The sequence below is a fragment of the Robertmurraya sp. GLU-23 genome (genome assembly GCF_052983275.1).
In genome coordinates, this window is sequence record NZ_JBRKCV010000006.1 from 42,774 (window position 1) to 56,712 (window position 13,939).

At 39.0% G+C, this 13,939-nt stretch carries 13 protein-coding genes; 9 read left to right on the plus strand and 4 right to left on the minus strand.

The genetic code is table 11. The features are described from left to right. Window positions 1–70 precede the first annotated feature (70 nt). A complete protein-coding gene (locus tag ACVBAX_RS11780) occupies window positions 71–1,468 on the plus strand; it encodes a UDP-N-acetylmuramoyl-tripeptide--D-alanyl-D-alanine ligase (RefSeq protein WP_447117199.1) in 1,398 nt (465 codons plus the stop codon). Window positions 1,469–1,473: 5 nt separating this feature from the next. Here the strand turns inward: ACVBAX_RS11780 and ACVBAX_RS11785 are convergent, their stop codons facing one another. Genes ACVBAX_RS11785 through ACVBAX_RS11795 form a run of 3 tightly spaced genes read right to left on the minus strand, consistent with a single transcriptional unit; the run spans window position 1,474 to window position 3,147 of the window. After that, window positions 1,474–2,580: a YheC/YheD family endospore coat-associated protein gene (locus ACVBAX_RS11785; RefSeq protein ID WP_447117200.1), complete on the minus strand. Its 1,107-nt coding sequence runs from the start codon at window positions 2,578–2,580 to the stop codon at window positions 1,474–1,476. A 30-nt stretch (window positions 2,581–2,610) separates the two neighbouring features. Beyond that, entirely contained in the window at window positions 2,611–2,931 is a 321-nt protein-coding gene (locus ACVBAX_RS11790; RefSeq protein ID WP_447117358.1) for a nuclease-related domain-containing protein, read from the minus strand. Further along, a complete protein-coding gene (locus ACVBAX_RS11795; protein WP_447117201.1) occupies window positions 2,932–3,147 on the minus strand; it encodes a hypothetical protein in 216 nt (71 codons plus the stop codon). 206 nt (window positions 3,148–3,353) lie between these two features. Between ACVBAX_RS11795 and ACVBAX_RS11800 the strand changes: the two genes are divergently transcribed. The 7 genes from ACVBAX_RS11800 to eutH all read left to right on the plus strand — a co-directional run bounded on the left by ACVBAX_RS11800 (window position 3,354) and on the right by eutH (window position 11,739). Continuing rightward, entirely contained in the window at window positions 3,354–4,973 is a 1,620-nt protein-coding gene (locus ACVBAX_RS11800; protein ID WP_447117202.1) for a choice-of-anchor I family protein, read from the plus strand. Between the two features lie 175 nt (window positions 4,974–5,148). After that, window positions 5,149–6,234, plus strand: coding sequence for a sensor histidine kinase (locus ACVBAX_RS11805; protein WP_447117203.1), 1,086 nt, complete (start codon window positions 5,149–5,151; stop codon window positions 6,232–6,234). Continuing rightward, window positions 6,231–6,803, plus strand: coding sequence for an ANTAR domain-containing response regulator (locus ACVBAX_RS11810; RefSeq protein ID WP_447117204.1), 573 nt, complete (start codon window positions 6,231–6,233; stop codon window positions 6,801–6,803). Before ACVBAX_RS11805 ends, ACVBAX_RS11810 begins: the two co-directional genes overlap by 4 nt. Window positions 6,804–6,899: 96 nt before the next feature. Then, window positions 6,900–8,336, plus strand: coding sequence for an ethanolamine ammonia-lyase reactivating factor EutA (locus ACVBAX_RS11815; RefSeq protein ID WP_447117205.1), 1,437 nt, complete (start codon window positions 6,900–6,902; stop codon window positions 8,334–8,336). 16 nt (window positions 8,337–8,352) lie between these two features. After that, window positions 8,353–9,723, plus strand: a complete 1,371-nt coding sequence (locus ACVBAX_RS11820) for an ethanolamine ammonia-lyase subunit EutB (RefSeq protein WP_447117206.1) — start codon at window positions 8,353–8,355, stop codon at window positions 9,721–9,723. A 17-nt stretch (window positions 9,724–9,740) separates the two neighbouring features. After that, a complete protein-coding gene (gene eutC, locus ACVBAX_RS11825; protein ID WP_447117207.1) occupies window positions 9,741–10,442 on the plus strand; it encodes an ethanolamine ammonia-lyase subunit EutC in 702 nt (233 codons plus the stop codon). Between the two features lie 31 nt (window positions 10,443–10,473). Next, complete coding sequence (gene eutH / locus ACVBAX_RS11830; RefSeq protein WP_447117208.1) at window positions 10,474–11,739, plus strand: ethanolamine utilization protein EutH; 1,266 nt, start codon at window positions 10,474–10,476, stop codon at window positions 11,737–11,739. A 36-nt stretch (window positions 11,740–11,775) separates the two neighbouring features. Here eutH and ACVBAX_RS11835 read toward each other — a convergent pair whose 3' ends face one another. After that, window positions 11,776–12,483 (minus strand): peptidoglycan recognition protein family protein, encoded by a 708-nt coding sequence (locus ACVBAX_RS11835; RefSeq protein WP_447117209.1) that lies wholly within the window; start codon window positions 12,481–12,483, stop codon window positions 11,776–11,778. A gap of 250 nt (window positions 12,484–12,733) precedes the next feature. On the opposite strand from ACVBAX_RS11835, the gene ACVBAX_RS11840 reads away from it, so the two are divergent. Further along, entirely contained in the window at window positions 12,734–13,939 is a 1,206-nt protein-coding gene (locus ACVBAX_RS11840; protein ID WP_447117210.1) for a hypothetical protein, read from the plus strand.

The following is a 13,939-nucleotide window of genomic DNA, read 5'->3' on the forward strand; positions in this document are numbered from 1 at the left end:
AAATGCCCTTACCATGAATGGACCTTTTCAATAGAATAAATCAAAGCCACAAAAGAGAGTGGGTGACATCATGAAACATCTTCATTTAAACCAACTACTTCCTGTTTTGGGGGGAAAGGTGATTCACGGAAATGGATCGCAAGTCATAAAAAATGCTGCAAAGTACGGGGAACATGTCATAACCGATCATTCTTTGGTTTTTATAATAAAAAAGGGAAAAACGTTGCCCTTACCAACAAAGGTTTCCTCCATTACGGTCGTTACTTCCACACCTAGATTGTTGCAACATGTTAGTAGTGACACAACGATTGTCTATGTACCAGATGTAAAAAAGGCGTACTATCAGTTTATAACCTTTTATAGAAAGCTTTTTACCCTCCCGGTAATTGGGGTAACAGGGACCTCTGGGAAGACGACTACAAAAGAGATGATCTCATGGATTTTATCAGAAAAGCAAAAGGTGGTAAGCACATATTTAAGTCATAATGGTTTAAGAAGAAACTTGGATTATTTATTGGAAATAGATGATACCACGGACCGTGCCGTATTTGAAATGGGGGTTTCAGGTCCTAATCAGCTGCTGTATTCAGCCCGATATTTCCGGCCGCAAATTGGAATTATCACAACCATTGGCACCGATCATATTGAAGGATTTAAAAATCAAGATTCATATGTAAAAGAAAAAATTAAGATGATTCAAGCGATAGGACCAAAGGGGACGTTAATACTAAACCATGATAATCCGTACTGTAGAAAGCTTAATTTGGAATCTTTTAAAGGAAAAGTCATTTATTACGGAATGGAGAAAACAGCTGATTATTATGCCCATTCCGTGACTTATAATCTTAAAAAAAATGGAATGGATTTTGTACTAGTTTGTAAGGAAGGGGAGTATTCAGCCTTTGTCCCGGGGTTCGGGAAGCATAATGTGTACAATGCGTTGGCCGCAATTATCGCATGTTCATTAGTCGGTAAGAGCATTCCTGAGACCCTGACTAGATTACAAACCTTTTCACATGTAAAAAGTCATCTTCAGTTCCACAAAGGAATCAAGGGGAGCCTAATTATAGATGATACATGGAATACAAATCTTACATCGATCGAGGCAGCTCTAGAAGTGCTTAAGGAAACAGCACAAGGAAGGAAAACCATTGCAATTATCGGAGAAATAGAAGAACTAGGGGAATATTCGGTACCCGAGCATCAAAAGGTGGGAGAACTGGTTGTAAAGAACAAGGTTGATATCTTAATAGCAATTGGAAAGGAAGCTATTCCAACCTGTCAAAAAGCACTTGAATTAGGGATGAACAGAACGAATATTCACCATTTAACTAGTCACACAACTTTGATGGAGCTGCTGAATCGTATAGTCGACAAAAACACATCTATCTTGTTGAAAACCTCGATGCGAAGATCCTTCAAAAACACACTAAGCCAATTAATTATAAATGGAAAAGAGTCTGATTAGAGAGTTTACTCTATCAGACTCTTTTTTTGGGTAATTAAAAACTTCGCATAATCTATAGGCGTGCTAAAAACTGATTCCCATTCTGGGTTAATTAACTTCCCCTCCTTGAACAAGCCACTAACATAGTCGGAAATAAAATTACACTCGATAAAATAAGGGGTACCATCTCTCGTAATACCTAGATCGAATCCGAGATCAGCTAAATGTGGGAAGTGCTGTGCAAGATAATTAGCTACATAAAGGGAAAAATCAGTGATCGTTTTAACAAGCGTTTGATAAGGAATGTTTGGATGTGTGACGTGGGCAATACTTTGTAAAGGATAAGTCGTTCCACCCTGAGCACCATTCGTCAGAAAATCGTTGTCTTGAGCTACCTTACACATAATTCCAGATACTTGAAAATTCCCTTTTAAATTTCGTTGAACCGCTACCCTCATATCAAATGGTCTTCCGTGAAAGGTAGCGAGAGGAATCAGCTTCTGAATCAAATACGTATGCTCGTGGATACGCTTTTGTAAAATGGCAGGCAATGTTTTCTGAAATGTGATTTTTTTTAGCTCTTTATCTCCCTTTGTTTTATAGGAAAGTACCCATCCATCAGGAAGTCTTTCAAGCTTCATGGTCCCTTCCCCAAATTCACCATAACTCTTTTTTAAAATAAGTTGGTCATACCTAGCCGCAAGCTTATTTAAGTTGTTAATTGTAAATAACTCTGTATCTGGCAAATGCTTTCGAATATACGAATCTTTGTTAAGAATCTTGTGAACAGTGTATTTTTCCACATCGTAATTAGGAATATTGAATACAGACATCCCGCTTTGGGTGAGAGATTGTATATGCGCTCGGTAAGCAGGAAGATGATCTAGAACTCTTGAGTAAATCACACTGGGAGAAGGAATTTGTTTTAGGCGATAGTTCGTGTCTTCTTTTACAAAAGCCATCACCGTCTTTTTATTTGGCTGAATGTCAAAAAAACGAATATAACAGAGAGTCAAACCATGCTTTCGGGCAGTCTTCTCCCAAATCGAAAACATACTTAAAACATTCCCCCTTAAATCAGGCATGCTGTCATAGGTTGATTTGGGGATAATAATGCCAATATAGTTGTTCACATTGATCGTACTCCTTTCATAATAAGGTATTCATGGGAGGGGGTGGAGTGACTGAGACAAGAGTGGTTTTATTTGAGTGGGTAAAATAAGTGGCTGATCCATTGGAGCTTGATATAAGGTGAACTCAGGGTTAATAAAGATCACAGATGATTCAACAAGGTAGTTTAGTTTGTGGATTTGAAGCAATTGGCGGAAGAGAGAAGAACTCCTTTTTAACTGATCTACAGGATTTTTATATTCTCGTTTAGTAGTTACTGAATAAAGCTTGTCCGATTCTAGGTAACAATCTCCTTGGAAATTTTTTATGTCCAAAAGGTAAATAACTGCCTGGGTAATAATAACAGACTCAATTTAAAAATAGGAGTTATTCACTTCAAACAATAGGTCATTTAAAATATACTTTTCTTCTTGGAGATTTTCTATCAGTTGGTCAAACTTCACCTCGCCCGCAAATCCCTTTTCAAGATTTAAATAATGAAACTTTTCCTTCTCTGTTAACTCCATACGTGTGTTTAATGATCGTAAAGTTAGCAACTCATCCGATTCGGTACGACATTTCAGAAACATAATCCACTTCCCTTCTTTATTTCTAATCCCATTTTATAAAAAATTTCAAATTCTACAATTAAGAGATTTGAACATTTACAGAACATTAACCAAACATTTACCTCCCCGCTGTTTTTGTCGGTTCCCCTATTTGCGACAATAATGAGTGGAATTGTCCTACATAAGTGATTCAACCGAAACAAATCCTATATTTGGGAGGTAAGAAAATGTTAAAGTCAAAAGCAATTCTTGGACTGGCAATGGCAGGTGGAGTATTAGCAGGAACGCTACAGTTTAGTGGTACACCTGTGCTGGCAAAAAACGAGGCACAAATTCTTCAAGCAGAAAGTGTCAACGGTAAACTGAGCTATATCGGAAACTATCAGACCGGAATGAGCAACAAAGATGGTGGGATTGCAGAAATCGTAAAATACAATAAAGACAATCAAAAAATGTATCTCGTAAACGGTGCAGCACAATCAGTAGATATCGTTAGCATAGCTAATGTCAAATCGAACAAAACAACAGAGTTCAAGATCGATACTCGCCTTGATATTACTGCTATGGGACAGGCACATGGATTTGCGAGCGGTGATATTACAAGTATTGATATCAATACCAACGAAAAAATCATTGCCATTGCAGTCCAGGGCGCAACTTATAAGGATCATGGAAGTATTGTGATATTGAATTATGAAGGAAAGTACATAAAACATTTCGAGGCGGGCGTACAGCCGGATATGGTTACTTTTTCTCATGACTATAAATACTTACTGTCTGCCAATGAAGGTGAGCCAAGGGAAGGATATGCTGAAGCAGAAGCAACTGATCCAAAAGGTTCCATTACCATTATTGAGATAAAAAAGGGTGTAGATAAAGCAACGGCTCAAACGATTGGTTTTGACAAGTTCGACTCCAAAGAGGCAAGAACAGCACTTGTGGAAAATGGGGTGTTATTGAAGCCTAATACGGCACCTTCTGTTGATTTAGAGCCTGAGTATCTATCTGTTTCAGATAACAGTCATTACGCGTACGTATCTCTACAAGAGGCCAATTCAGTAGCGACGATTGACTTAAAAACTCAAGAGATTGTAAGTGTCAAAGGGCTTGGATTTAAGGATCATATAATAGAGGAAAATGCACTTGATGCATTAAAGGATGGTCAAGTAAATCTCACGACTCAAAACCTTTATGGTACCTACATGCCCGATGGAATAGCCTCGCAAAAAATAGGTGGAAAACAGTATATTTTTACGGCTAACGAAGGTGATGGCAGAGAATGGGGTGAGTATGAGGATACAGGGTCTTATACATTCCCAGGCACCTCTTATAAAATTGATACCCTATTGAATACCGAAAGAGACGGACTTGAGGCTGATAAAACGTATATTTATGGTAGCCGTTCCTTCTCAATTTGGGATGCAGATACAATGGAGCAAGTCTATGATAGTGGAAGTGACTTTGAAAAAATAACAGGGGAGCTTTATCCTGAAGCCTTTAATTCGTCCAATAATAAAACTGAACTAGATTCTCGCAGTGGGAAAAAAGGGCCAGAGCCAGAAGATATAAAAGTGATGAAAGTAAATGGCAAAACATTCGCCTTTATCGGATTAGAAAGAACTGGCGGTATCATGATGTATGACGTCACAAATGTGGAAAATGTAAAGTTTCATGACTATGTGAACTTAAGAGATTTCTCAGGTACAGACGTATCTTCAAGTGGTGATCTTGCACCAGAAGGACTGTGTTTGGTAGAAGCAAAGGATAGCCCAACTGGGAAGCCATTAATGCTCGTGGCGAACGAAGTATCTGGTAATGTAAGGGTTTTTGAAATCAATGGAAGATAAGTTTACTAAAAACAGAGACCTTCTTGTAAGGTTTCTGTTTTATTTTGTAAGAAAAATGAAACTTATCAGAATAATATCTGTTAGATTTTCTTACAGAATTGTTGGTCGTGTGAGGAAAGGGTGGTATTGTTGTTTTTATAGAAAACGATCATATAAAGAGAGGGTTACAACTGACATGGTAATGAATCTCAACTTAGATCAGATAACAAATCTAACGTATGAACATCATGAGATAATTAAAAACATGTCTTCTAATCTTCAAGTAATAGCTGATATTTCTCAAGCAGATGTATTCATCGACTGTTTATTACCAGGCGGGAACGAAGCCATTGTGGTGGCTGAAGCCAATCCGAACACGGCAACTTCATTATATAAGAAAAGTGTGGTTGGAAAGATAGCAGTAGAGGAAGCGGAACCAGGAGTCCTATTTAGTTTAATAAATGGGAAACCGGTAATTGGTTCAAGGGGCATATCTCAGGAAAACATCGTCATGCAGCAGGATATTGTCCCAATTACTGATAGTGATGGAATGACGATAGCTGTTTTAATAAAAGAGCGGGACATCTCAGAAATCATTCGAAATGAACAAAAAGTAAAGTCTTTAATGGAAACAACAAATAGTCAAGAAAAAGAAAGGTTGGTGCAATCTCTTGTCGTCCAAGAAATTCACCACCGTGTAAAAAATAACTTACAGGTTATCTCGAGTTTACTACGACTACAAATGAGAAGATCTTCGTCACAAGAGGTTAGGGAAGTTTTTGAAGATAGTCTTTCAAGAATTGCAAGCATGGCACTTGTTCACAATTATCTAGCAAAGGATGGATTAGAAGAAGTAGATGTCAAATTTGTAATGGGGCAAATTGCGACACTACTAGTCTCTTCATCATCTATTCCAGGACAGGATATACAAGTTTCTGTTCAAGGAGAATCATTATTTTTACCATCAGATAAAGCTACCTCCCTTGCACTTGTTGTAAATGAATTGATCCAGAATGGGTTAAAACATGCTTTTCATACTCGAGTAAATGGGAGAATAGAGATTACCATTAATAGTAGAAAGCAGATGGTCTATCTCATTGTATCTGATGATGGATCGGGGATGCCAGATCAATCCAGTGATCAACCTTCATCCTCCTTGGGATTACAGTTGGTAAGAATGCTAGTTGAAGAGGAGTTAGAGGGAGTGGTATCTTTCTTTCCTTCAGCTCGTGGGACAAAGGTATCGATTATGTTTCCGATCATAGATAGGGTGATAGAATGATTCAATCAAAAATACTTGTAGTTGATGATGAGCCCATCACAAGAATTGATATTAAAGAGATTCTCCAAGGCAAAGGGTACATGGTGGTTGGAGAAGCGAAAAATGGGGAAGAGGCGGTAGAGAAAGCATATGCTTTGGAACCAGACCTCATAATCATGGATGTGAAAATGCCGAAGATGGATGGAATCAAGGCCTCGTCTATTATCAAGGGATTTTCAAGTTCCTCCATTCTTTTTCTCACCGCCTTTAGTCATGATGAGCTAATTGAACAGGCGAAAGAGGTTGGCATCAATGCTTATATCGTCAAACCAATCACAGAAAAAGACCTTATCCCAGCTGTTGAAATCGCTCTGTATCAGCGAGAACAAAGTCTTCGCTTACATACCAAGATTAGGGAATTAGAGCAACAAATGAAGGATCGAAAACTGATTGAAAAAGCAAAAGGTATTTTAATGACACAACTGGAATGTACCGAGGAGCAGGCCTATCGCCATATGCAAAAAGAGAGCATGGAAAAACATATTCCATTAGCTAAATTAGCTGAGAGCATGCTAGAGAAAAGTAAATAAACATCCAAAGCAACGGCGCTTTGAATTAATTCAACTATCTTTTAAGAGGTGGGGAATTGATTTAAGGCGCTTTTTATTTTTAGGGAGGTGGAGAAGTTGGGAAATTGGATCACAAGTATCGGACTGGATATTGGAACCAGCACCACAAAATTTATTGTAAGTCATCTATCAATTGCGGAACACGGTAGTCCTTTTCATTTGCCAACCTCTCAAATTATTGACCGTACCGTTGTGTATGAAAGTTCCATCTACACAACACCCTTAACATCCAATCAAGATATTGATATGCCTAGCTTAGCGGCCATTCTTTCAAAGGAATATGAGCAATCTGGTATTCATTTTAAGGATGTTAAAGCGGGGGCCGTCATTATTACAGGTGAAACTGCAAGAAAAGAAAATGCGGAAAAAATTATAAATTATTTAGCTGACCGAGCGGGGGATTTTGTCGTTGCCACAGCAGGAGCAGACCTTGAAGGCATTTTAGCTGGAAAGGGTTCTGGTGCAAAGGATCGTTCAGAAGAAATCGAAGGAATTGTTGCCAATGTCGATATTGGGGGAGGAACGGCCAATGTTGTTCTGTTTGAAGCGGGTCGAACACTTCAAACCTTCACCTTTCATCTAGGCGGAAGACTAATCCGAATCAATGACCGAGAGGAAGTCGAGTACATTTCAGAATACTTAAGGCCTTGGCTTGAAGCGAACCTCTTTTCCACTCAAACAGATAGAGGCATTACATTTAAAGAGCTGAAAGAAATCTGTACACGTATGAATCAAAGCATGATTTCCTTTTTATCTGGTGAGCCAAAATATCATGCAGATTTATTGCTGCTTGAACCAATGGATCAACCGCTTCCGTCAATAAATGAGGTGATTTTTTCCGGTGGGGTTGGACATATGATGGCTGAGAAAGAGCCCGTTCAGATGAGTGAGGTGACAACGTTTGGTGATATCGGTCCGTTACTTGCTTCCACACTATGTAAGGAGAGTAAGGTGTCAAGATTAAAGATAACTGAGGCGAAGGAGACGACAAGAGCAACCGTCATTGGAGCAGGCATGCAAAATACGGAATTAAGTGGAGCGACGATCTTTGTTCATGAGAATCTGTTACCGATAAAAAATCTTCCGATCGAACGGATTATGGTCGATACGGTACACTTCGAAACGATCGTTTTTGCTAATCAGCTAGAAGAAGTCATGACACAAGCGAAAAAGCTATACGAAGTGCAGGATCCCCCATTTGCTCTAGGTTTGTTAGGAAGGGAGTATTGCTCTTACCAAACGATGAAATCTATGACAAATACAATCTATCAACTCTTCAAACGCCATTTTCCAAATGCTACTTGTCTTGTTGTCATTTGTGAAAGAGATATAGGAAAGGCACTCGGTCAAGCTTTAAAGAAGATGAGTCATGAGGCGATACAAATTATTTGTATTGATCAGGTAGATTTTCTACACGGAGATTATATTGACTTAGGCTTACGCACAGCGGGGGAAGCAATCTCTCTATCAGTGAAAACTCTAGCTTTTGGATAACGAGGAGGAATCTAGCATGTATAGAAAAACAACCTTATATGGGCTCACCTATGAGTTTCATAGCTTAAAAGAAATCATGGCAAAAGCTAATGAGAGCCGGTCAGGGGATGATCTAGCCGCGATTAGTGCTGAAAATATGAAGGAAAGAATGGCTGCCAAGCTCGTACTAGCTGATATTCTCCTTTCTGATATTCGGAATACCCCTTTATTAGATCCTGACACAGATGATGTCTCACAGCTCATTGAAAACAATGTGAATGAAGAGGTTTATCAGCTGGTTAAGAATTGGACCGTAGCTGATTTACGAGAATATATTTTGAGTGACGAGCAGACGGGCAAGGATTTGCTCACATTGGGCAGCGGGTTAACTAGTGAAATGATTGCTGCAGTAGCCAAAATCATGTCTAATCTTGATTTGATCCAAGCCGCATCAAAAATAAAGATTATTACACATTGTCAAACAAAAATTGGCCAACCAGGGGTTCTTGCTTCAAGAGCACAGCCGAATCATCCATCCGATCACTTAAAGGGGATGACAGCATCCTTATATGAGGCTTTAAGCTTTGGGATTGGTGATGCGGTGATTGGAATTAATCCGGTTATTGATACAACGGAAAATATCTCTGCATTATTACATGAAACAAAGAAAGTAATTGATCAATTTCAGATTCCGACTCAAAACTGTGTTCTATCCCATGTTACCAGTCAAATGCGAGCGATTGAAAAAGGTGCTCCGGCAGATTTGATTTTTCAAAGTCTGGCAGGTACTAAAGCAGGAAATGAGTCCTTTGGAATATCCCTCTCCATGCTAGAAGAGGCAACAGCCATGATTCATGAAAAAGGAACAGCAACGGGGCCAAACCGCTGGTATTTTGAAACTGGCCAAGGCTCGGAACTTTCGTCTGATGCTCACTTTGATATAGACCAGGTGACATTAGAAGCAAGGTGCTACGGCCTAGCAAGGAAGTTCAGTCCTTTTATTGTGAATACAGTCGTTGGGTTCATTGGTCCCGAGTATTTATATGACAGCAAACAGGTGGTACGGGCAGGATTAGAGGATCATTTTATGGGGAAAATGCACGGCCTTCCAATGGGGGTAGACGTTTGCTATACGAACCATATGAATGCAGACCAAAATGATATGGATACATTAAGCACCTTATTAGGAACGGCCGGTGTGAACTTTGTCATTGGTGTTCCGATGGCTGATGATTGCATGCTCAATTACCAGTCTCTAAGCTATCACGATATCGCGACATTGCGAAGCATTTTACGCTTAGAACCAGCTCCAGCATTTAAAGGATGGCTAGAGAGGCTTGGATTAATGGAAAATGGAATGCTAACCAAGCTAGCAGGTGACCCTACCTTCTTCTTACAAAAAGTATAAAAGAGAGGTGAACAGAAATGGGAAAATATCAGATCGAAGCTTTAAAGACATTTACTCCTGCCCGAATTGGAGTAGGCCGGACCGGAACAAGACCGTTAACCAAGGACTACTTATCGTTTCGAATTGATCATGCGGCTGCTGTGGATGCTGTGTATGGGGAGGCTTACTCCCAGTTATTACAAGAATTTAATCTCTTTACAGTAGAAACACGCTATGAAACAAAGGAACTGTATTTAAAAAGGCCTGATAAAGGCAGAGTTTTATCAGTAGAAGGAGAACAGCTTATTCGCGAAAGATGTATTCGAAATCCTCAAGTGCAGATCGTGATCTCTGATGGTTTGAGTGCTAGTGCGATCAATGAGAATGTACTTGATGTGTATCCAGCGTTATTGGATTCTCTTTCTTTCTATCAAATCGACGTGGGAACACCGTTTTTTGTAAAAGGGGGGAGGGTTGCTTGTATGGATGCCATAGGAGAAATTCTAAAACCGGAAGCCTTTATTTTATTAATAGGAGAAAGGCCAGGCCTTGTATGCGCCCACTCACTTAGCGCGTATATGTGCTATCGCCCAAGAAAAGGAATGAAGGAGTCGGAGAGAATGGTAATATCCAATATCCATCGAAATGGAACCCCACCGATAGAAGCGGCCGCCCATATCGGAACCTTGGTCAATAAAATGCTCGAGCAAAAAGCGAGTGGAGTCAGTCTAGTTGTGTAACTAAAAACATTCGTAAAAAGGGGGAAAAAGAATGGTCATGGTTGGTGAAATTGTAATTTATATTATTATGGCATGTGCAGTATTAGGAGCTTTTGCCGCGATTAAAAATAGTGAGCAAGGATTAGGGCAACAATTTATGGAAGGCTTACATGCAGTGGGGCATATTTTTGTCCCAGCAGCGGGTATTATGGCTTCTATACCATACCTTTCTTGGTTTATTAACAAGGTATGTGGTCCATTCTTTGCAACAATAGGAGCAGACCCAGCGATAGCCGCCACAGCGATTCTTGCTACTGACATGGGAGGATATCAATTAGCACAAGAGTTGGCCACTTCTTACGAAGGTTGGATTATGGCCATGATCGTTGGTTTTATGGCAGGTGCCACAATCGTATTTTCGATTCCGATGGGCTTAGCAATGCTAGATAAACGTGATCATAAATATATGGCGTTAGGCGTGATGTCTGGGATATTAACCATTCCGATTGGTGCCTTTATATCAAGTGTGTTGGTCGTTGTAACCAATTCTAAAATTAGAGATGCGATATCAACAACCACCGATTCAACCTATGAATTTACGATCAGCTATTTAAAAATATTTGCCAATCTATCTCCTTTAATTATATTTGTCGTTGTTTTAGCAGCTGGATTATACTTTTTACCAGATGTAATGATTAAAGGATTTATGTGGTTTGGAAGAATCATGGATGCAGGAATTAAACTGGTGTTAGTGTTCTCGATTGTAGAAATCTTCACCGGTCTTTTCTCAAAGTTGTTTGGTTCATGGGGCTTCCATCCCATTATGGCTGATGCGGATGACCAGTTTCGTGCACTTGAGACGGCAGGATATATTGGTATTATGTTAGCTGGTGCATTCCCGATGGTCTATTTATTACAAAAATACGCAGGGAAGCAATTGGAAGCAATGGGAAGAAAGATTGGGCTAAGTAAAGAAGGAAGTGCAGGACTAGTGGCAACTATTGCAAATATCTTAGCGATGTTCAAGCTAGTTCGTACGATGTCACCAAAGGACAAAGTCATCAATATATCGTTTGCGGTATGCGCAGCGTTTTTACTAGGAGATCATCTTTCATTCACTGCCAATTTCCAACCAACATTAATTCTTCCCATTATTATAGGGAAGCTAAGTGCCGGTGCAATCAGCATTGGATTAGCGTATTGGTTATCCGTACCGAAAGCTTTGGAATTAGAAAAGAAGGATCGGGAAGCTGGAATTATCGGAAAACATGAATATAGAGAAAATGAAGTGGAAATTAAGAAACAAGCAGTTTCCTAAGATAGAGAGAAGGTTGGTGAGATTTCACCAACCTTTTTATTGTAACTCTTTCATTTTTCGTGACACTAGGGGATAGAAGTGTGTTTTAGCAGCAGTGGTCGTATTTCCCCCAAAAAAATTTGTTCCTGGACAAGGTTTCACTTCATAGCTCTTGGCATTATCTAGCACCCTTTGTTTGGTTTTGTAATTCCACCAATGATGGTAAGTGACGGTATCTACTGAAGGGGTGAGGTTAAATTTTAGGCATAGCAAGGCAGTAATGTTCACAATTGTTTCCTTTTGTTCAGCAGTCATCACATCTTGCCCTTTATCAAAATTACCTACATTTTCGATGGCGATGCCTACAGAATTGGCCTTTGCTCCAATCGACCCTTCTGGAGCCATATCAAATGGGCGAGATACAGCTATTTTTCCATCAGGGAAGGTTGTGATATTTTGTGCGATGGTCTTCCAGTGCATTTGGTTTTTATGATAATTCTCCATGCCTTGGAGCAAACGGAAATGATTAGAACCATTGAATCGTTTATAAGATGGAGCCCATGTATGATGCTGCTGAATAAGACTAATTTTCCGGTGAACTTGAATATTTAATAACCAATCCTTGAATTGTTCCCTCGTCATCAAAATATGTTGCCCCTGCTTTTGCGGGGGAGTGCTCACTTCTTGGACACTAACCGTTGCAAGAGCGGTGTGAGTGGTGAAAAGCAAACAAATAAAAAAACCAAATAGAACTTTTCTCATCATCCTTTTCCTTTCTGTTGCCTAAATAAATACGTACATAGTTTATTTAGTTATGACTTAATTTAACCCCTTTGAAATAAGAAAAGAGGTTTTTTAATATAATTTTGTGCACAAATATCTTATAAGGTATATAGAATGAGAGCGGTTTTATTAAAATTTTAAATAATTTAAATTGACTGAAAAGTATAATTATATTATTATTAGGAGAATAATTTTCGTTTATCGAAATATAAAGAAAAAGGAGGGAACCGCCGTGTCCCAAATGTTAGCTTTAGTTATTCTAGTACTTATTTTATTTATTGGAGATCTTGTTGCCGTTCGAACAAAGGCATGGGTGCCTTCCGTATTTGTCTGTGCAGTTCTATTTTTAATTGGGTATTGGACATTCTTTCCGCAGGACATAGTTGCTTTGGCAGGTGTGCCATCCGTTGTAGCTGTAATGATGATGTATTTGTTAATTACGAATATGGGTACGTTGCTTTCGATAAAAGAACTGAAAGCTCAATGGAGAACGATAGTTATTGCTTTATCAGGAATTTTAGGAATTGTTGCTATATTATTTGCAGTAGGTACATTTATTTTTGGATATGAAACGATTGTAGTTGCTATTCCTCCATTGGTAGGTGGAGTTGTTTCGGCGTTGATCATGTCTGAAGGAGCAAAGGAAGCCGGTTTAGCGTCATTATCTGTTTTTGCAATTGTTATCTATGTTATGCAGGGATTTGCTGGATACCCAATTACGTCAATTGTATTGAAAAAAGAAGGGAAAAAACTTCTGGAACAGTACCGAAATGGTGAACTTTCTTCGATCGATCTAACACTAGCAAAGGAGGAAGTCGCAGCAACGGCAACTGCCCCTGCTCAAGAGCTTAAACTTTTTAAACATATGCCTGAGAAATACAATACGGATTTCTTTAAACTATTTAGATTAGCAGTTGTTTCATACGTGGCTTATCTTGTCTCCACATTATTAGCTCCTGTAGTTAGTGTAAGTCCATTTGTTCTTTGCTTATTGTTTGGGGTTATTGCTAAAAGTATCGGATTCCTTGAAACACAAGTATTACAAAAAGCAAACGGATTTGGCTTTGCGATTATGGCACTTATGTTGTTTATATTTGACGGGTTAAAACAGGCCACACCAAGTATGATGCTAGAAATTATTTGGCCACTTGTTGGAACGATTGCTTTAGCTTTGATTGGAATGTACCTTTTCTCATTCATTGCTGGAAAGCTTTTAAAAGTTAGCAAGAACATGGCTTTTGCTGTTTCTTTAACAGCTTTATATGGATTCCCAGCAGACTATATTATTACAAACGAAGTAATTAAATCTTTAACAGAGAATGAAAAAGAAAGAGAAATGCTTACTAGTCACATGCTTCCACCGATGCTTGTTGGAGGATTTATTACCGTTACAATTGTATCGGTCGTATTAGCAGGGATTTTCGTAGGACTTTTATAG